An 18518-nucleotide genomic window follows, 5' to 3' on the forward strand; every position below is an offset into this window, starting at 1 on the left:
CCGGTGCCGCGCGGGTGGCGGCGCGGCCCCACGGTCGGGGATACCCTCGGGTAATGGCACACGATGACGAGGACGCTCCGGGACCGTTCGGTCCCGGCGACCCGTCGTGCGCCGACACCCGATCGGTGGTGCCGGAGACCGACGGGCCGGGCGTGGGCTGGCCCGCGCTGTCCCCGCCGCTGCGGGCCCGGCTGGCGGAGATCGCCGGGACCGCACTGGGTGGCATGCCGCTGTCCGAGGTCCCCGCCCCGTTGCGCCGGTTCGCCCGGTTCACCCCCGCGAAGCGGGCCCGGCTCGGTGGGCTGGCCCTGGTCAGCCGGCTGGAACAGGACAGCGCGTTCCGCGCCGCCGTCGTGGCCTGGTGGGACGAGCACCGGCCCGGCGAGCTCGAGCTGCCGAACCGGCCCGGCACTCCGGACGCCACCCCGGACGGTGCCCCGCACGGCGACGCCCCGCACGGCGACGGACCGGACACCGACGGCGGCCGGACCGCAGCCGGTCCGCGTGTCCCGGAGTCACCCGGACCGGGCCCGTCGACACCCGGCCACACCACGGCCGGTCCCGGGGCGGTCGCGCCCAGCGGGCCGGGGGACCGGGCCGCTGGTGGGCCCGGCGCCGTGGGCCCGGCCGGCCCCGGCCCGCGGGGCGCGGCCGTGCCCGGCACGATCGCGGCGGCCGGAGCCCTGCCCGCGCCGGTGGACAAGCTCGACGCCGCGGCAGCGGCGCTGCTCATCGGGGATCCGCTCGCGCAACGGCGGGTCGCCGAGGCCGAGCAGTCCGGGGACCTGTCCGCGATGCGCTCGGAGCGGGACGAGGCCCAGGCCAGGGTGGACAAGCTCACCGCCGAGCTCGAACGGGTGCGCGCGGAGCTGACCGAGGAGCGCGACCGGGCGCAGGCGCTGGTCACCGACCGCGAGTCGGAGTACCAGCAGATGCGGCGCCGGGTCAGCGAACAGGGCGCCCGGCTGCGCACGGCCCTGGACGCCCGCACCGAGCTGGAGGAGGAGCTGGCCCGGTTGCGGGCCGGGGCCGACGACCGGCTCGCGACGGCCAGGGCGGAGTGCGGGCGGGAACGCGAGCGGGCCGACCAGGAACGCCGCCGGGCCGAGGCGGCGACCCGTGAGGTCGCCGCTGCGCGGGCCGCTGCGCGTGAGGCCCGCCGGGGTGACGAGGTCCGCCTGGAGCTGCTCCTGGACACCGTGAGCGGTGCCGTGGCCGGCCTCCGTCGCGAGCTGGACGTGGGTGCGGGCGGACCGCGCCCGGCCGATCTCGTGGCCGGTGCGGGGGAGGGGAACGGCACCCGGCACGGCGCGGGGGTTCCGGTCGACGGGCTCGCCGCCCTGGACACGCTGCTGGCGATGCCGTCGGTGCACCTGATCGTGGACGGCTACAACGTGAGCAAGACCGGTTACCCGGACCTGCCGCTGGCCGATCAGCGCTCGCGGCTCGTCGGGCAGCTGGGAGCCCTCGGCGCCCGCACCGGCGTGGAGGTCACGGTCGTGTTCGACGGCGCCGCGGTCGTCGCGGCGCCGGTGCGGGGCAGCCGCGGTGTCCGTGTCCTGTTCAGCGAGGCCGGTGTGATCGCCGACGACGTGATCCGTGACCTCGTGGCCGCCGAACCACGCGGGCGCCCGCTGCTGGTCGCTACCTCCGACCAGGAGGTCGTCCGGTCGGTACGGCGCAGCGGGGCGCACACCGTGCCCTCGACGGTGCTGCTCCGGCGGCTGGGCGGCTGATCGACGGCCCGGGTCGGCCCGGCCGTCGTCACCCCACGTCACGGTGCCGTGCGGCGGGTGGCACCAGCGGCATCGGCAGCATGGTGCCCCGGCTGCGCGGTGCGGCGGCACGGGCCGGCTCGACCAGCTGCAGGTGCGGGATCAGGCCGTGGTCGGCCAGCACCTGCAGGGCGCGGCGCTCCGGCTCGGCGAACTCGACGGTGGAGGGGGCGGGGAACTCGCCCGCCACCTCCACCGGCAGGTAGGGGATCGGGCGGTCGATCTCCGGCACGTCCATGAGCACACCGATCACGCAGTCACCGCAGGCGGTGTCACGGGCCTCGCAGCGGTCGCAGTCGACGATCATCGGTCCTCCCTCGGAACTCTTCGTGTGATCACCGCGCACGCTAGGAGGGGGGTCCGACAGAAACGGCGGCACCGACCGTCCGCGCAGCCGATCGGAGGAGTTCGTTGCCGAACCGTAACCGGGGCCGGTGCTCGCTCGTTCATCCCGACAGCACGACGTCCTCGCCGAGGGGGGTCGCGTGGTCCCCCGCCACCGACCCGGCCACCCGGACGGCCGTCCGGAGGTGTGAACCTCCGGGCCGGCCCCGGTCCTCGGTGAGGTCGAGCGGCCAGTCCGCTCCCCGTGCGGCCGGACGGCGGCCCGCATCCCCGGCGTGTCCCACGGGACGCGCGCGGCGCCGCCGTCCCGCCCCGGCCGTTCGCACGGCGGACCGGCCGTCGCACGGTGGCAGGCGTGGCCGCCGGACCGGGACGGCCGGGACCGGTGGGGTCTCAGGCCCGGGCCGCCGCCGGGGGCAGCAGCGCATCCAGGCCGGCCGCCCCGGTCAGCGCCGAGCGCGACCGCCGGACGAGCAGGTCCCGCCGGGCCCCGAGCGCGGCCACCGCGGCGGCCGGGTCGCCCGCATCGCGCAGGTCGGCGAGCACCGGTGCGATCGCCGCCAGCCCCAGGCCGCCCCGCCGCAGCTGGTGCACGAGATGGGCGTCGCGGACGTCGTCGGGCCCGTACCGGCGGTGCCCGGTGCGGGGATCGCGGACCGGCGCGAGCAGCCCGGCGCGCTCCCAGCGGCGCAGCGTCGCCGGACGCAGCCGGAGCCGGTGCGCGAGCGCCGAGATCGGGGTGTCCCCGTCGCCCGTCCGGCCCGGCGCGGGTGGGGCGGGCAGGGCCCCGGTGATCCGGCGCAGCGCGTCCTCCACGGCGTCGACGGTGTCGCGCTCGGCGGCGAGTCCGGCGTGCGCGCGGTCGAGCCGGGTGAGCGCCCCGGCGGTGTCCCCGGCGTGGGTGCACCGCAGGATCTCCCGGGCGGAGGGCCGGCCCAGCCCGGCCGCCAGCGCGAGGAACGCCCGCAGGGCGATCGCGTGCCGCTCGTCGTAGATCCGGTAGCCGGCGTCGGACCGCGGGGCGGCGGGCAGGATCCCCTCGTCGGTGTAGTTGCGGACGGCCTGGGTGGAGAGCCCGTGCTCGCTGGCGAGTTCCGACGTCCGCACCGGGCTACCTCCGGGTTGAGGGTTATGGCGGTTCTGACCGGAGATCTCCCGGGAGAACTGCCAACCGATTGTTCAACGATACGGTTCACCTGGTGACCGTCGACGAGATCCTGCCCCTGCTGGACGACCGCACCCGCCTGCTCGGGCTCACCGAGCCGCTGCACGGCCAGGAGCACCTGCCGCTGCTGCGCAACACCCTGCTCCGCGCGTTGGTCGAGCGCGCCGGGTACCGCTCGGTCGCCGTGGAGAGCTGCTGCCTGCGTGGCCTGGACCTCGACGCCCGGCTGGCCCGCGGCGTCCCGCCGGACGCGGCGCAGGTCGCGGCCGGGTTCAGCCACGGGTTCGGCGACACCGCGTCCGGCCGGGAACTGGCGTCCTGGATCGCGGAGCACAACCGTGGCGCGGCGGCCGGGGACCGGGTGCGGTTCGCCGGGGTGGACGCGCCGATGGAGATGGCCGGGATGGACTCGCCGCGGGCGGCGCTGGAGCGGTTGCACGGGTTCCTGGTCTCCCGCGGGGCGCCGGACCTGCCCTCCTGGGACCGGATCGACGCCCTGCTCGGGGCCGAGGACGCCTGGACGGCGCCGGCGGCGATGTGGGACCCCGCCCACTCGATCGGCGGCGGGGACGCCGTGGCCGAACTCGCCGTGCTCGCCGGGGACCTGGCCTGGCGGCACGCGACGACGGCACCCGGCGGCGACGGGCCCGCCGACGACGACGCCTGGTGGGACGCGGGCACGGCGGCCCGTTCGGCCACCGGGCTGCTGGCCTGCCACCGGCTCGTCGCGACCGACGGACCCGACCGCTGGATGCTGCTCAGCAACCAGCGCGACGCGATGATCGCGGCGAACCTCGCGGCACTCGTCGAGCGGGAGCGGGGCCGCGGACCCACCCTGGTCTTCGCCCACCAGCAGCACCTGCGCCGCGGCACGGCGAGCTGGGGCGAGACCCGGTGGAACGGCGCCGGGAGTCTGCTCGGCCCACGGCTGGGACCGGAGCTGAGCGTCGTCGCTACGGTGCTGGGGAGCGCACCGCTGCGGCGGATCGGCCCACCGGAGCAGGGGACGATCGAGCAGGCCCTGATCGGGGCCCGGCCCGGGGGCGGGGTGCTGACCGCGGCCCGGGCCAGGGAGATCGCCGCCGGTGCGGGGGTGCGCGACGCGGGGTCCCGGGAGGTCGGCTACTTCCCGGCCGACGCCGACCTGCTCGCCGAGGTGGATCTGGTCCTGGTGGTCCCGGAACTGACGAGCTGACCGGCGCGCCGGGGTGGTCAGCCGGGCGGCCGGCCGCCGAGCGTCCTGGTCAGCCGGTCGGCCGCCCCGACCAGCAGGTCCACGTGCTGCTCGCACCGGGCCCTGGTGAGCCGGATCGTCGGGCCGCTGATCGTCAGCGCCGCGGCCACCGACCCGGAGTGGTCGAAGACCGGCGCGGACAGACCGGAGCCGCCGTCGTCGCGCTCGGCCGTGGTGATCGCGAAGCCGTCCCGGTGGGTGGCGGTCAGCAGGGTCCGCAGCAGCGCCGGGTCGGTGACGGTGTGGTCGGTGATCGTCGGCAGCGGACCGGCGAGCACCTCGTCGGCCAGCGCCCGGTCCCAGGCGAGCAGCACCCGCCCGGCCGACCCGGTGTGCAGCGGGATGATCTTGCCGACGTGCATCTCCCGGCGCAGCGCGTGCCGGGTCTCGGCGACCGCGACGCAGACCCGGAAGCCGGTCTCGGGCCGGAACAGCGCAGCCGTCTCCCCGGTGGTGTCGCGCAGCTCGCGCAGCACCGGCCCGGCCAGCTCCAGCAGGTCCACCCCGCGCGCCGCCGCACCCGCCCAGTAGGCCATCCGCACCCCGATCCGGACCCGGTCGCCGACCCGGTCCAGCAGGCCCTCGGCGACCATGTTGGACACCAGCCGCTGCACCGTGGACGTCGGGATCCCGGTGACCTGCTGGATCTCACCGAGGCTGAGCACCGGCCGGGCCAGGGTGAAGGCGTCCAGGATGTCGGTGATCTTGCCGAGGACGAGCAGCGGTTTCGGCCCGTGCGGCTCGGTGCTCACGCACGGTCCAGGAACAGCTGTGCGGCCTCCCGGTAGCGCTCCCAGGCCTCGGGTGCGGGGTCGGCCTCGTAGCGGGCGGGCTCGGTGGCCGGGGCCCAGCGCGGCGGCTCCGACCCGCCGCGCAGCGCCCAGGCCGCCTGGCGGGCGGCGCCGTCGGCGACGTACTCGCCGGGCTCGGGCACCCGGACCGGCACCTCGAACACCTGGGCGGCGATCCGGCAGACCGCCTCGGACCGGGTCGCGCCACCGACCAGCGTGACGCCGGAGACGGACACCCCCTGCTCGCGCAGCGCCTCCAGCCCGACCCGCTGCGCATGCAGCATGCCCTCGACCGCGGCTCGCGCGAGGTTCTCCCGGGTGCCGTTGGACAGGGTCCAGCCGTGCAGCGCGCCGGTCGCGTCCGGCAGGTTCGGCGTCCGCTCACCCTCCAGGTAGGGGACGACGGTGAGCCCGCCGGCTCCCGGCGCGGCGGCCAGCGCCAGCTCGCCCAGCTCGGCGTGGTCGACGCCGAGCAACCGCCGGGTCGCATCCAGCACCCGCGAGGCGTTCAGCGTGCAGGCCAGCGGCAGGTAGGCCCCGGTCGCGTCGGCGAACCCGGCGACGATCCCGGTCGGGTCCTGCGCGCGGCGGGCGGCCCGGGCGAACACGGTGCCCGAGGTCCCGAGCGAGACGACGACGTCGTCCCCGGCGTCGACACCCAGCCCGGCGGCGGCGTTGTCCCCGGCACCGGCGCCGACCCGGATCCCGCCCGGACCGGCCACGGACTCCGCCGGCCCGAGCACCCTGGGCAGCGCCGGGTTCCGGCCGAAGCCGCGTTCGAGCAGGTCGGTGCGGTAATCCCGGCCGTCGAAGTAGCCGGTGCCCGAGGCGTCGGACCGGTCGGTGACCAGTTCGTCGAGAGCCGTCGCACCGCGCAGCCGCCAGGTCAGCCAGTCGTGCGGCAGGCAGACCGCGGCGGTGCGCGCGGCGTTGTCCGGTTCGTGCGCGGCCAGCCAGCGCAGCTTGGTCAGCGTGATCGAGGCGACCGGGACGACGCCGATCGCCTCGGCCCAGCCCTGTGCGCCCAGCTCCTCGGTCAGCTCCGCCGCGGCCGCCGCGGAGCGGGTGTCGTTCCACAGCAGCGCGTCCCGGACGACCTCGCCGCCGTCGTCGAGACACACCATCCCGTGCTGCTGGCCCGCCACCGACAACGCCTCGACACCGTCCAGGCCACCGGCGTCGGCCAGGGCCTGCTGCAACGCGTCCCACCAGGCCCGCGGGTCGATCTCCGTCCCGTCCGGATGCGCCGCCCGGCCGCTGCGGACGAGCTCGCCGGTGCCGGCGTCACGGACGACCACCTTGCAGGACTGGGTGGAGGAGTCCACCCCGAGCACCAGTGCCATGCCCACAGCCTGCCATCGCCGGGCCCGGCGCGGCGGGCGGCGTGGCCCGGCCGTCGGTGCCAGGCTGGACCCATGAGCGACGAGGAATGGTTCTACTGCCTCAAGCACGGCACCGTCGAGACGAAGGACGGCTGCCGGTCCGCCGACCGGCTCGGCCCCTACCCGGACCGGGAGACCGCGGCCCGCGCCCTGGAGATCGCCCGCGAGCGGACCGAGGCCGAGGACCGCAAGGACCACCGGTGGAACAGCGGCGGCGGGTCCTCGTGAGGTAGCCGCCCCGGCTCAGGAGGTCGCGGCGCGGTGCGTCCCGAGCAGGTGGACGTACCCGGCGGCGGAGACCCGGATGGAGTCCCGTTCGGCCTCGGTCAGCTCGCGCCGCACCTTCCCCGGCACCCCGGCGACCAGCGACCCGGGCGGCACGACGGTGCCCTGGGTGAGTACGGCACCGGCGGCGATGAGCGAACCGGCGCCGATCTCGACCCCGTTCATGACGACGGCGCCCATCCCGACCAGTACGTCGTCGCCGATCGTGCAGCCGTGGACGACCGCGCGGTGGCCGACGGTGACGCCGTCGCCGATCGTCGCCGGGAAGCCGGGATCGGCGTGCACGACGGTGCCGTCCTGCAGGTTGGAGCGGGCCCCGACGCGGATCGGGGCGAAGTCCGCGCGGACCACGGTGGTGTACCAGACGCCGGACTCGGGCCCGATCGTCACGTCACCGGCGAGGACGGCGCCGGGGGCCACCCAGGCCTCGGGGTGCACGTCGGGGGAGTGGCCGTCGATCTCGATCACAGGGATCCTTTCCCGGGTGGACGGTGGGGCCGGGTGCACCGTACGACGTCGGCGACCGGCGATCAGCCCTCCGCCTCGTTCCGGAACGCCGCGAGCACGTCGTCGGAGAACAGCACGAACCGCACCTGCTCGACGTCGGCCGGGGTCTCCCGGACCGTGGCCACGGCGATCCGGGCCGCGTCCGGGACCGGCCAGCCGTAGATCCCCGCGGAGATCGCGGGGAACGCGACCGTGCGGGCACCGAGCTCGTCGGCGACCCGCAGGGACTCGCGGTAGGCGCTCGCGAGCAGCTCGGAGCGGTCGGCGGACCGCGTGTACACCGGCCCGACGGTGTGGATGACCCAGCGGGCCGGCAGGTCGCCGGCGGTGGTCGCCACGGCGCGGCCGGTGGGCAGGCCGTCCGGGTACCGGTCCGCGCGCAGGTCGCGGCACTGCGCCAGGATCGACGGTCCGCCGCGGCGGTGGATCGCGCCGTCCACCCCGCCGCCGCCCAGCAGCGACGAGTTCGCCGCGTTGACCACGGCGTCCACGGCGGCCTCGGTGATGTCCCCGCGTTCGGTGACGATCTCGACGGTCATCGGTTCGCACCCTCTCCGGCCTGCTCGCGCAGCCGTCCCAGCAGCGGGATGGCCGCGATCTTCTCCTCGGTCAGGGAGTCCCAGACGATCCCACCGTCCGGACGGGTGCGCCGGTGCTCCCGGCAGTCGATCACCCGCTCCGGGGTGACGACGAGATCCACCGGCGCGTCGTGCGACGCCCACGGGACCACCCCGGCGTCGCGCAGCTGCAGCTCGTGAACGGTGGTGACAACCAGGGTGTCGTCGCTGATCAGACCCGCCTCGCGGGCCACGGCGAACTCCAGGTCGGCGAATCCGCCGCCCTTGCCGAGCCGGGCCCCGTCGGACCCGACCGCCACGCACCCGGTGACGACGAGGTCCACCGGCTCCAGGTCCCCGACCGCGACCCGGCGGGCGGAGCGGGTGGCGTTGCTGATCGACACCGCGCGCCGCGGGGGATCGGCCAGGTGGTCCGGGTCGAGCAGGAAGAACGGGTCCCGTTCGGCCAGCTTCGGCACGGCCATGTACACGGTCTTGCCGTCCTCCAGCGCGTACTGCCGGACCGGCAGCTGCGCGGAGTCCGGATTCGACTTGACCGTACGGGCGGAGCGCCAGGCGTCCAACTCGCGCAGCCGGCGTCCGGCGGCCTCGGCCCCGACGAAGTTCGAGATGCGGTTGCGCGCACCGGGGAACCGGGCCACCTTGCGCTCGGTCAGCGCGGTCCACACCTCGTCGCGCAGTGCGGCCTTGCGGGCCAGGGTCTCCGGGTCGCCCCCGGCGTCGTGGTCGTGGCGGCGGCTCATGGACCGCGACCCTGCCACGAACCGGTCGGCGCCCGCCGGTCAGTGCTCGCGCAGTGCCCGGATCAGCTCGTCCTTGGTCATGTCCGAGCGGCCCTCGACGCCGACCTTCTGCGCACGCTCGTAGAGCTCCTCGACGGTCATGTCCTCGTAGTCGCCGGAGTCTCCGCCGCGCCGGCCCACCGTCTCCCGGCCCTCGGCCGCCGCGGCGTTCGCGATGCGCGCGGACTTCTCCTTCGAGTTGCCCTCCTCGCGGAGGCGCTCGTACATCTCTTCGTCCTTGATGCTGCCGGCCATGGCGCCGGGGTACCCGCCGGGCGGGTGCTCAACCCGGGCCGAGGTCGAACCGGACGTGCTCGCGCCAGCCGGACGCCGTCGTCTCGACCAGCGCGGCGACGTCCAGCCGGGCCCGGACGGGCAGCAGGTCACCAGCCGTCGCGACGATCCCCGCCGCGTCCGGGCCCGGGTCGAGGGCGAGGGTGACGTGCGGCGCCGGGTCGGGCCCGAAGCGGCCGCCGTACGGCGGGTACCCGGGCCACCCGTCGCGCAGCCTGCGGGCCAGCGCGGCGACCGGCGCGATCGGTTCCGGGGCGACCGACACCATCGTCGGCGTGCTCGTGGCCCGGGTGAACCCGACCGTGACCGGGCCGGTCGCGGCACACGCGTCCCGGAGGCGCCGCACGGTGTCCGGCGTCAGAACGTCCGCGGGCACGAACGGGTACAGCAGCGTCAGATGGGCCGGGATCCCGTCCCGGACGGCGCCGGGCCGGTGCGCCGCGACCGCCCGGAGCACCGGGTCGAGCCCGGGTACCGCGATGACGAGCGCGGTCCGTCCGGGCGGGCTCAGGGGAGCAGCCCGGCGACGCGGTCGAGCAGCGGCCGCTGCCCGGCGACGATCTTCTCCCGGGCGGTGTCGAGGTCGAACCACTCGGCCCGGTCGATCTCGGGGAAACGCAGGGTCCGCCCGGACCTCGGCGGCCACTCGATCTCGACCCAGGTCCCGTCGTCGGTGCGGCCGGCGACGGCCCCGGCGCCGGTGAAACCGGAGCCGTCGAGCGCGAACGCGGCGACCGTCTTGCGCGACTGGCGCACCGTGCCGAGGTCGACCGGCTCGCCGGGCGGCGGTGGTGCGCCGATCTCCTCGGTGAACTCGCGGCGCGCGGCGTCGAGCGGGGTCTCGCCGGGCCCGTGCTCGCCCTTCGGTACCGACCAGGCCCCGGCGTCCTTCCGGGCCCAGAACGGGCCGCCCATGTGACCGAGCAGGACCTCCGGCCCGCCGGGGCCCGGCCGGTACAGCAGGATTCCGGCACTGGTCGCGGACGGGGTGGCGGGCACTACGGCTCCTCGGGGCGGTCGATGCGCAGGATGACGTGCAGGGGCGGGTCGGCGGGATTGTCCGGCGCGAGGTCCCCGGTCGCGACCCTACGGAAGCCCGCCTTCTCCAGCGCGCGCCACGACGCGCGGTTCACCGCGACGACGGGGACGACGACCGCGGGCGCGTCCGGGTAGCGCTCCCACACCCCGGCCACGGCCCCGGCGATCATCCGCGGGCCCAGCCCGCGCCCGACGAGCCCGGGCGACCCGATGAGGTAGTCGATCGTGACCGCACCCGGCGGCAGCACGACGTACGGCTCGACCTCGGCGACGTACTCGGGGTAGTCCTGCCAGCGGCAGCGCTGGAGCAGCCCCACGGGTTCCCCGCCGAGCTCGACGACGAGGTCCTCGGCGGGCTCCTCGCCGCGCATCGCCGGGCCGAAGTCGCGCTCGACGGCCCCGGGACCGGTGTCGTGGAACCACCAGCGGTGCACGTGCGGCTCGGCCAGCCAGGCGCGCAGCATCGGCAGGTCGGCCGGGGTGAGCGGCCGGAAGCCGAGTTCGTCGCCGGTGACGTCGGGCGGTGGCACGCGCGTGACCGTAGCGGGGTGGCGGGGCCGGGGCACCGGGATTCGGCGCCGGCCCGGGGCCCGCCGTGCGCTGCGTGTCCTCCGCACGGACGAGCCCGCCGCCCGCCGGATCTCCTCCGCGCCGACGACGCCCCGGCCCGGGTACCGGCTCTAGCGTCGTCGGCGAGCGGTGCCCCGGTGGCCCGCCGCGGTGAGGGGACACGATGTCGCAGGCACGGCTGCACGACGACGGTCCGGCAGGGAGCACCCCGGCCCCGCGGTGGCGGCTGCGGAAGCGCGACCACGGCCCGGAGGATCTCGCCGAGGCCCGGAAGGCCTGGCGGGACGCCGTGCCGTGGGGTCACCCGATGACCCGTGGGGACAAGGCGCTGGTCTTCTCCACGCTCGGGATCCTCGCGTTCATGGCGCTGACGATGCCGCTGCGCCCGTTCCTGCTCGCCTCGCACCCGGTCGGACTGAGCCTGGTCACCGGGAGCCTGTCCGCGATCGGCGCGGGGGCGGCGTTCGCGCGGATCGGCGAGGTCCCGCTCTGGCTGGTGGTCGCCGCCGGTGTCCTCGGCATGATCAAGTTCGACTGGCTGTTCTGGCTGGCCGGCCGCCGGTGGGGGTCGAAGACCGTCGCCCTGTTCGCCCCGGGCGAGACGGCCGGGCGGATCGTGGCGAAGGTCCGCAGCCGGCCGCGGTGGGCGCTCGGGCTGGCCGTCCTGCTCTCGACGCTGCCGGGGGTCCCGGCGCCGGCGATCTTCGCGCTGGCCGGGCTCGGCCGGATGCGGCTCGTCACGTTCCTGGTGTTCGACGCGATCGGCGCGGCCCTGATGACCGGTCTGGTGGCGGGACTGGGCCACGGCCTGGGGCAGGGTGCCGTCGACGTGGTGCTGACGGTCGACGAGTACGCCCTCTACGTCACCCTCGGCCTGGTCGTGCTCGTGACGGCCGGGTCGGTGCGGCGGGCCAGGGCCGACCGGGGGGCCGGCCCCGGCTCGCCCCCCGACGGCCGCTGACGACGGGTCAGCCGATCAGCGACCGCCCGATGATCTCCTTCATGATCTCGTTGGTGCCGCCGTAGATGGCCTGCACCCGGGAGTCGACGAAGGCCCTGGCGATCGGGTACTCCAGCATGTAGCCGTAGCCGCCGTGCAGCTGCACGCACCGGTCGACGATCCGGTTCTGCAGGTCCGAGGTCCACCATTTGGCCTTGGCCGCGTCCGGCACGGACAGCTCGGACTCGACGTGCTGGCGGAGGCACCGGTCCACGAACACCCGCGCGATCGACGCCTCGGTGTCCATCTCGGCCAGCTCGAAGCGGGTGTTCTGGAAGTTCGCCACCGGGCGTCCGAACGCCTTGCGGTCCTTCGTGTACTCCAGCGTCATCCGGACCGCGGCCTCCGCGCCCGCCGCGGACGCCACGGCGATCGAGAGCCGCTCCTGGGCGAGGTTCTGCATGAGGTAGACGAAGCCCTGCCCGACCTCGCCGAGCCGGTTGGCGTCGGGGACCCGGACGTCGGTGAACGACAGCTCCGCGGTGTCCTGCGCCTTCATCCCGACCTTCTCCAGCCGCCGGCCGCGCTCGAAGCCCGCCATCCCGCGCTCGACGACGAACAGCGTGAAACCGAGGTGCTTCGCCTCCGCGTCGGTCTTGGCGACGACGATCACCAGGTCGGCGAGGATGCCGTTGGTGATGAAGGTCTTCGACCCGTTGAGGATCCAGTCGCCGTCGGCGTCCTGGCGGGCGTTGGTCGCGATGCCCTGCAGGTCCGATCCGGTGCCGGGCTCGGTCATCGCGATCGCGGTGATCAGGTCGCCGCTGCAGAAACCGGGCAGCCACCGCTGCTTCTGCTCCTCGGTGGCCAGCCGCAGCAGGTAGGGCTGGACGACGTCGTTGTGCAGCGGGAAGCCGATCCCGCTGGTCCCGGCGGCGACGATCTCCTCGTCGAGCACGGCGTTGTACCGGAAGTCGTCGACCCCGCCACCGCCGTAGGACTCGGGCACGCCCATCCCGAGCAGTCCGGCCGCTCCCGCGGTGCGCCAGATCTCGTGGTCGACCTGCCCCTGCTTCTCCCACTCGTCGTGGTGCGGGGCGATCTCCTTGGCGATGAAGGTGCGGCAGAGGTCGCGGAACGCGTCGTGCTCGTCGTCGAAGATGTCGCGCTGCATGGTCGCGAGTCTCACATACCAGCCGGTAACTTCCGGCTGTTCTCGCGGGCCTCCGGTGTCCCGTGCGTGCCGTAGGGTGCGCCCGTGCACATCCTCGACGCCGTCGCCAACGTCTGGGACCGGGCGGTCGTCGGGCATCTCGCCGATCTCGAGCGGATGCCGCGTGAGGCCGTCGTCGGCTCGCCGGCCGGGATCCTCTACCGGTACCGCCCGCTGTCCGGGGTGGACCCCTCCGGTGGCTCGCCGGTGCTGCTGGTGCCGCCGCTGGGCGCTCCGGACTTCGCCTACGACCTGCGTCGCGGCTGCTCGCTGGTGGAGCACCTGCTGCTGCAGGGCCGGACCGTGTACCTGGTCGACTACGGACCCAAGTCGTTCTCCGACCGGAGCCTGGGCATCGAGCACTGGGTGGACGACCTGCTGCCGTCCACGATCCGCGAGGTGGCCGCCACCGAGGGCCGGGACGTGCACCTCATCGCCTGGTCGCTGGGCGGCATCTTCGCCCTGCTGGCGGTGGCCGCCGCGGTCCGCGACCGGAACCGGCTGCCGGTCTGCGGGGTGGCCACGGTCGGGACGCCGGTGGACATCTCCCGGGTGCCGCTGGTCGCGCCGCTGCGCCCGCTCGCGCAGGTCACCGGCGGCCGTCTCGTCTCGTCGGTCTACAAGGCCGTCGGCAGCATCCCGGCGCCGATGGTGAGCTGGGCGTTCCACCTCACGGCCGTCGACCGGCTGGTCACCCGTCCGCTCGCGGTGCTGTCCCGGATCGACGACCGGGACTGCCTGGCCCAGATCGAGGCCGTGGACCACCTGATGAACAACATGCACGGGTACCCGGGCCGGGTGTTCGGGCAGATCTTCCACCTGCTGCTGCGGAGCAACGACCTCGCCTCCGGTGGCCTGCGGCTGGCCGGGCGGGACGTGGAGCTGGCCGACGTGGACGTGCCGGTGCTCGTCGTCGCCGGCCGCGACGACGTCATCGCGCCGCTGCCGGCGGTCCGCGGGGCGGTGGCCCTGCTGACGGGGAGCCCGCGGGTGCGGTTCGCGACCGCCCCCGGCGGGCATCTCGGCGTCCTCACCGGCCGCCGGGCCCGCGGTACGACCTGGCCCGAGCTCGACCGCGCGCTCGCCGAGGCCGACGACCCGGCACCCGGCCGCGCCGGGGACTGAGCCCGCCACCGCCCGCGGGAACCCGGTCGACCCGTCCTCCGGCTTGACCGCATAGGTCATCAAGTGATTTAGTCACCTAAGCACTGCGGGAGCGGTGCCGCCGCGGTGGCGGGCCGCGCGTCCGGGGGGTCGCGCGGCCGCGGTGCCGGTGGTCTCGGATGCGCTCGCCGTCGTGCGGGTCCCGATGCCCCGGCACCGCGCCTCCGGGTCAGCCCGGCAGGAGCCGGCCGAGGGGCCCGCGATCGGCGGAGGGCAGGGTGACCGTCACCGCGAGCCCGCCCCGCTCGCGCGGCACGGCGCGTGCGGCACCACCGTGCCCGTCCGCGATCGCGCGCACGATCGACAGGCCGAGTCCGTGCCCGCGCGGACCCGAGCGCGTCCCGTTGCGCCGGAACCGCTCGAACAGCCGCTCCACCTCGTCGGCGGCCAGCACGTCCCCGGTGTTCTCGACGACCAGTTCGGCGGCGCCGTCCCGCCCGCGGACCGTCAGGGCCACCGATCCGCCGCGGTGGTTGTGGCGGATCGCGTTGTGCAGCAGGTTCACCACCAGCCGGCGGAGCAGCTCGGCATCGGCGAGGACGACGGCGGACCCGAGATCCCGGTGCGTCGTGACCGTCCGCCCGGCCGCCTCGGACGCGACCTCGTCGAGCGCCTGCGCCGCGGTGTCGGCCAGGTCGACCGGCTCGGCGGGGTCGAGCGCGTGTTCGGCCCTGGCGAGGGTGAGCAGCGCCTCCACCGTCGCGATGCTGTGCTCGTTGGAGGCCAGCAGTTTCCGCAGCAGGTCGGCCGGGTCGTGGGCGCCGGGGTGGGCCAGCGCGACCTGCAGAGCGGTGCGCGTCGCCGCCAGCGGGGTGCGCAGCTCGTGCGAGGCGTTCGCGGTGAACTGGCGCTGGGCGTCGAGGCCGTCCTGGAGCCGGTCGAGCATGGCGTCGATGGACGCCGACAGCCGGGTGAACTCGTCGTCGCGCCCGTCGCGCGGTCCGATCCGGATCCGTTCGTGCGGGTTCCCGTCGGCGATGTCGCGCGCGGTCGCCGTGATGCGGTGCACCGGGGCCAGCACCCGCCCCGCGACCACCCAGCCCAGCAGTGCGCCGAGCAGGACGAGGGCCAGCAGCGCCACACCCGAGTAGTGGACGAGGGCGTGCAGGACGTCGGCGGCGCTGCGGATGGCGCCGTCCGGACTCCGGACGAGCGCGGGGTCGACGTCGATCTCGGGCAGGGCGGGGATCACCTCGGCCCCCGGGACGACCGTCCCGGCCGGGTCCGCCGGTCCCGGACCGGGCGGTACCGCGGGGACGCCGCCCACCGGTTCCCCGATCGCCGGGAGACCCGGCTCGCCGGCGAGCTCGTAGGTCGGGACGTAGCGCATCAGGACGTAGAGCGCGGCCAGCATGACCAGGCCGCAGGCGAGGGCCCCGGTGGCGATGAGGAGGGTGAGACGCAGCCGCACCGAGAGCCGGCCGAGCAGCGCCCCGCGGCCGCTCACGGGCCGGTCAGCCGGTAGCCGACACCGGTGACGGTCTCCAGGACCATCGGCTCACCCAGCTTGCGGCGCAGGGTCGACACCGTGATGCGCACGGCGTTGGTGAACGGGTCGACGTGGGCGTCCCAGGCCTTCTCCAGTAGCTCCTCGGCGCTGACCACGCCGCCGCCGGCCCGCATGAGCAGCTCGAGCACGGCGAACTCCTTGCGGGTCAGCCGGATCGGGACCTCGCCGCGCCGCACGTCCCGGAAACGGGGATCGAGCCGCAGGTCGCCGTGGGTGAGGACCGGGGGATGGGCGCGCACCGAGCGCCGGAACAGGGCGTGCAGCCGGGCCACCAGCTCGGGGAAGTCGAACGGCTTGACCAGGTAGTCGTCGGAGCCGATGCGCAGGCCCTCGACCCGGTCGGCGAGCCGGCCCGCCGCGGTCACCATCAGCACCCGGCAGTCCGGCCGGTCGGTGACGACGGTGCGGCAGACCTGGTCACCGTGCACCCCGGGGATGTCGCGGTCGAGCACGACGACGTCGTAGTCGTGCACGTCCACGAGTTCCAGCGCGTCGTGCCCGTCCGTGGCGAGGTCGACCGCCATGCCCTCGCGCCGCAGGCCCAGGACCAGGGACTCCGCGAGGAGGGCCTCGTCCTCCACCACCAGTACTCGCACGTCGTCCTTACCGTCTGCGGTCGCGCCCGGGCGCCCAGCATCGCGGTGATCGGTTATGGCGAGTGTATCGAGATCGGCAGACGCTGCCGAGAGGCCCGGTGAGATCGACTCCGGGGTGCCCGGGACGGCCGTCCCGGGCACCGACGACGAACGGAGTCCACCCATGTCGATCTCGAAGTCCATCGGCGGCGCCGTGGTCATGGCGGCGTTCGGCCTGCTCGCGCTCGGCGGGACCGCACTGGCCGACGCGGGGAGCAGCGTCCCGCCCCCCACCTGCATCCCGGCCGGTGAGCCTGGTGTGCCCGCCGAGCCCGGCCCGGTCGACCCCGGCACCCCGACGATCCCGGCCCTGCCGGAGTACCCCGGGGTCCCGGACTGCACCCCGGACTCGCTGCCGACCCCGGGTGTGCCCGCCGGCGGCTGAACCCGACCGGTGTGACCACGGCCGGCCCGGCGCCCACGGGTGCCGGGCCGGCCGGCCCGTCCGGACCGACGGTCAGGGCCGGCCCAGCTCGGTGTACTTCGCGCTGCTGCTCCGGGACAGCTCGACGGGATGGCGGGACTCGTTGCGGGTGACCTTGGCGTGGGCCTCGGCGACCGGGTCGATGCCGCACACCTGGCCGAACCAGACGAGGTAGATCAGTACGTCCGCCACCTCGTCGGCGAGCCGGGCCCGCAGCTCGTCACCGATGCCCGCGGCGATCTCGGCGTCGCCGGTCCACTGCAGTTCGGTGACCAGCTCGCCGACCTCGCCGGTCAGCGCGAGGGCCAGGTTCCGCGGGGTGTGGAAGCGTTCCCAGTCGCGGGCCGCGGCGAAGCGCTCGATCCGTCCGCCGAGGTCGTCGAGGTCGTCCATGGCCCGGAGGATAGGCCGGTGGCCGCGCGGGCCCCGGCCGCCGGTGCCCGCTCGCCGGGTCCACCCCGCGGCCCTCCGCGCCGAGGTGCAGCGGAGCGGGCCCGGGCGTGCTCCCCGACCCCGCTCACGCGCATCTCGGCACCGGCGATCCCGGCCGGCCGGTGGGGCGTCGTCCCGTGCGCACGCGAGCCGGGTTCCGCCGTGTCACTCCCGTCCCCCGACCTCGGCCTGGGCCGCGCACCTGCACGCCGATCGCGCGCCCTGCTCCGGCGTGCCGCACCTTCCGCGTGGAGTGCGACGCGCCGGGCCGGGGCGCACGAGACCGGCACGGATGTCCCGGTGTGCCGCACCCTCCTCGACGGGTGCTCCGCGCCGGAGCCGGGTGCGTCTTCCGGGAGAGGGGCACCGCCGTGCGGGGACGGCCGCGAGCCGCCGGTGCCCCGTGCGCGGAGCGGAGTCGACGGGCGACGGTGGTTCCGGAGTGCGGGACAATCGACGGGGTGCGCTACCTCGACGACTTCGCGACCCCGGCCCGGTGGTCGGTGATCGGCCTCGGGACCTGGCAGTTCGGCTCCTCGGAGTGGGGCTACGGCCCCGGCTTCGCCGGTGCGGCGACGCGGATCGTCGCCCGGGCCCGCGAGCTGGGCGTGACTGTGTTCGACACCGCCGAGATGTACGGCCCCGGTCGCAGCGAGCGCATCCTCGGCGACGCGCTGCGCGCCTCCGGCGGACCGGACGGCGCGGTCGTCGCGACGAAGTTCCTGCCGGTCCTGCCACTCGGCCCGGTGCTCCAGCAGCGCGCCGTCGCCTCGGCCGACCGGCTCGGCGTGCCGACGGTCGACCTCTACCAGATCCACAAGCCGCACCCGGTGCTCGGCGACGCCTCCGCGATGCGCGGGATGGCCGCGTTGCAGCGGATCGGGCTGGTGCGCGAGGCCGGGGTGTCGGCGTACTCGCTCGCCCGCTGGCGGCGCGCGGAGCGGGACCTCGGCGCCCCGGTGCTGTCGAATCAGGTCGAGTTCAGCCTGCTGCGCCGCGAGCCGGCCACCGATCTCGTCCCGTACGCCGCGGAGCACGGGCGGATCGTGCTGGCCTACAGCCCGCTGGCCCAGGGCCTGCTCACCGGCCGCTACGACGAGACGCACCGGCCGTCGAACACGATCCGGCGCAACACCGCCTGGCTGCCGGAGAACCTGCGCGCGCTGCGGCCGCTGCTCGACGTGCTGCGCGACGTCGCGTCCGCGCACGACGCGACGCCGGCCCAGGTCGCGCTGGCCTGGGTGGTGCACCACCCCAACACCGTCGCGATCCCGGGGGCGTCGAGCGTCGCGCAGCTGGAGTCGAACGTCGCCGCGGCCGACATCGTGCTCGGCCCCGCCGAGCACGCCGGGCTCACCGCGGCGGCCGCGGCGGTGCACCGGACGATCGGCCCCCGCCGGTTCCCGGCCCTGGCCCGGGACCTGCTCGGGTCCCGGGTCTGACGACGGCGGCGG

22 protein-coding genes are annotated in these 18518 nt (G+C 75.6%); 7 read left to right on the plus strand and 15 right to left on the minus strand.

The window, feature by feature from the left end; translation table 11 throughout:
- Positions 1–53 precede the first annotated feature (53 nt).
- On the plus strand, positions 54–1736 hold the full coding sequence (locus AFB00_RS22610; RefSeq protein ID WP_068798857.1) for an NYN domain-containing protein: 1683 nt from the start codon (positions 54–56) through the stop codon (positions 1734–1736).
- A gap of 28 nt (positions 1737–1764) precedes the next feature.
- Here the strand turns inward: AFB00_RS22610 and AFB00_RS22615 are convergent, their stop codons facing one another.
- Together AFB00_RS22615 and AFB00_RS22625 are read right to left on the minus strand one after the other, a co-directional pair.
- Positions 1765–2082 (minus strand): hypothetical protein, encoded by a 318-nt coding sequence (locus AFB00_RS22615; protein WP_068798858.1) that lies wholly within the window; start codon positions 2080–2082, stop codon positions 1765–1767.
- 431 nt (positions 2083–2513) lie between these two features.
- A complete protein-coding gene (locus AFB00_RS22625; protein ID WP_068798860.1) occupies positions 2514–3227 on the minus strand; it encodes a MerR family transcriptional regulator in 714 nt (237 codons plus the stop codon).
- Positions 3228–3319: 92 nt separating this feature from the next.
- Here AFB00_RS22625 and AFB00_RS22630 point away from each other — a divergent pair, with 92 nt between their 5' ends.
- Positions 3320–4480 carry an erythromycin esterase family protein gene (locus tag AFB00_RS22630; RefSeq protein WP_197519625.1) on the plus strand — a complete coding sequence of 387 codons (1161 nt, stop codon included), beginning with the start codon at positions 3320–3322 and terminating at the stop codon, positions 4478–4480.
- Between the two features lie 17 nt (positions 4481–4497).
- Here the strand turns inward: AFB00_RS22630 and AFB00_RS22635 are convergent, their stop codons facing one another.
- A complete protein-coding gene (locus AFB00_RS22635; RefSeq protein ID WP_068798862.1) occupies positions 4498–5271 on the minus strand; it encodes an IclR family transcriptional regulator in 774 nt (257 codons plus the stop codon).
- Complete coding sequence (gene xylB / locus AFB00_RS22640) at positions 5268–6653, minus strand: xylulokinase (protein ID WP_068798863.1); 1386 nt, start codon at positions 6651–6653, stop codon at positions 5268–5270. The genes AFB00_RS22635 and xylB overlap by 4 nt, the downstream gene beginning before the upstream one ends.
- Before the next feature lie 72 nt (positions 6654–6725).
- Here xylB and AFB00_RS22645 point away from each other — a divergent pair, with 72 nt between their 5' ends.
- The gene (locus AFB00_RS22645; protein ID WP_068798864.1) at positions 6726–6920 is read left to right on the plus strand and encodes a hypothetical protein; all 195 of its coding nucleotides are present in this window, start codon (positions 6726–6728) and stop codon (positions 6918–6920) included.
- A 15-nt stretch (positions 6921–6935) separates the two neighbouring features.
- On the opposite strand, the gene AFB00_RS22650 is transcribed toward AFB00_RS22645, so the two are convergent.
- The 7 genes from AFB00_RS22650 to AFB00_RS22680 all read right to left on the minus strand — a co-directional run bounded on the left by AFB00_RS22650 (position 6936) and on the right by AFB00_RS22680 (position 10706).
- Positions 6936–7445 carry a gamma carbonic anhydrase family protein gene (locus AFB00_RS22650; RefSeq protein WP_083275754.1) on the minus strand — a complete coding sequence of 170 codons (510 nt, stop codon included), beginning with the start codon at positions 7443–7445 and terminating at the stop codon, positions 6936–6938.
- 62 nt (positions 7446–7507) lie between these two features.
- Positions 7508–8023: an O-acetyl-ADP-ribose deacetylase gene (locus tag AFB00_RS22655; protein WP_068798866.1), complete on the minus strand. Its 516-nt coding sequence runs from the start codon at positions 8021–8023 to the stop codon at positions 7508–7510.
- Entirely contained in the window at positions 8020–8805 is a 786-nt protein-coding gene (locus AFB00_RS22660) for a 5-formyltetrahydrofolate cyclo-ligase (RefSeq protein WP_068798867.1), read from the minus strand. The genes AFB00_RS22655 and AFB00_RS22660 overlap by 4 nt, the downstream gene beginning before the upstream one ends.
- Before the next feature lie 39 nt (positions 8806–8844).
- Complete coding sequence (locus AFB00_RS22665) at positions 8845–9099, minus strand: DUF7218 family protein (RefSeq protein ID WP_068798868.1); 255 nt, start codon at positions 9097–9099, stop codon at positions 8845–8847.
- Between the two features lie 28 nt (positions 9100–9127).
- Entirely contained in the window at positions 9128–9595 is a 468-nt protein-coding gene (locus AFB00_RS22670) for a 2'-5' RNA ligase family protein (protein ID WP_068798869.1), read from the minus strand.
- Between the two features lie 50 nt (positions 9596–9645).
- Positions 9646–10137, minus strand: a complete 492-nt coding sequence (locus AFB00_RS22675) for an NUDIX domain-containing protein (protein WP_068798870.1) — start codon at positions 10135–10137, stop codon at positions 9646–9648.
- A complete protein-coding gene (locus tag AFB00_RS22680; RefSeq protein ID WP_231974035.1) occupies positions 10137–10706 on the minus strand; it encodes a GNAT family N-acetyltransferase in 570 nt (189 codons plus the stop codon). Before AFB00_RS22680 ends, AFB00_RS22675 begins: the two co-directional genes overlap by 1 nt.
- 203 nt (positions 10707–10909) lie before the next feature.
- Here AFB00_RS22680 and AFB00_RS22685 point away from each other — a divergent pair, with 203 nt between their 5' ends.
- On the plus strand, positions 10910–11707 hold the full coding sequence (locus tag AFB00_RS22685) for a DedA family protein (RefSeq protein ID WP_083275756.1): 798 nt from the start codon (positions 10910–10912) through the stop codon (positions 11705–11707).
- A gap of 7 nt (positions 11708–11714) precedes the next feature.
- On the opposite strand, the gene AFB00_RS22690 is transcribed toward AFB00_RS22685, so the two are convergent.
- Positions 11715–12860 (minus strand): acyl-CoA dehydrogenase family protein, encoded by a 1146-nt coding sequence (locus tag AFB00_RS22690; protein ID WP_068798871.1) that lies wholly within the window; start codon positions 12858–12860, stop codon positions 11715–11717.
- An 84-nt stretch (positions 12861–12944) separates the two neighbouring features.
- Here AFB00_RS22690 and AFB00_RS22695 point away from each other — a divergent pair, with 84 nt between their 5' ends.
- Positions 12945–14024 carry an alpha/beta fold hydrolase gene (locus tag AFB00_RS22695; RefSeq protein WP_068798872.1) on the plus strand — a complete coding sequence of 360 codons (1080 nt, stop codon included), beginning with the start codon at positions 12945–12947 and terminating at the stop codon, positions 14022–14024.
- Between the two features lie 208 nt (positions 14025–14232).
- Here AFB00_RS22695 and AFB00_RS22700 read toward each other — a convergent pair whose 3' ends face one another.
- Positions 14233–15510, minus strand: coding sequence for a HAMP domain-containing sensor histidine kinase (locus AFB00_RS22700; protein ID WP_068798873.1), 1278 nt, complete (start codon positions 15508–15510; stop codon positions 14233–14235).
- Positions 15507–16169 carry a response regulator transcription factor gene (locus AFB00_RS22705; RefSeq protein ID WP_068798874.1) on the minus strand — a complete coding sequence of 221 codons (663 nt, stop codon included), beginning with the start codon at positions 16167–16169 and terminating at the stop codon, positions 15507–15509. The genes AFB00_RS22700 and AFB00_RS22705 overlap by 4 nt, the downstream gene beginning before the upstream one ends.
- Positions 16170–16332: 163 nt before the next feature.
- Here AFB00_RS22705 and AFB00_RS22710 point away from each other — a divergent pair, with 163 nt between their 5' ends.
- Positions 16333–16593 (plus strand): hypothetical protein, encoded by a 261-nt coding sequence (locus tag AFB00_RS22710; protein WP_068798875.1) that lies wholly within the window; start codon positions 16333–16335, stop codon positions 16591–16593.
- A 72-nt stretch (positions 16594–16665) separates the two neighbouring features.
- Here the strand turns inward: AFB00_RS22710 and AFB00_RS22715 are convergent, their stop codons facing one another.
- The gene (locus AFB00_RS22715) at positions 16666–17025 is read right to left on the minus strand and encodes a nucleotide pyrophosphohydrolase (protein ID WP_068798876.1); all 360 of its coding nucleotides are present in this window, start codon (positions 17023–17025) and stop codon (positions 16666–16668) included.
- A gap of 500 nt (positions 17026–17525) precedes the next feature.
- On the opposite strand from AFB00_RS22715, the gene AFB00_RS22720 reads away from it, so the two are divergent.
- The gene (locus AFB00_RS22720) at positions 17526–18506 is read left to right on the plus strand and encodes an aldo/keto reductase (RefSeq protein WP_068798877.1); all 981 of its coding nucleotides are present in this window, start codon (positions 17526–17528) and stop codon (positions 18504–18506) included.
- Positions 18507–18518 lie beyond the last annotated feature (12 nt).

The sequence above is a fragment of the Pseudonocardia sp. HH130630-07 genome (assembly GCF_001698125.1).
Classification (GTDB): Bacteria; Actinomycetota; Actinomycetes; order Mycobacteriales; family Pseudonocardiaceae; genus Pseudonocardia.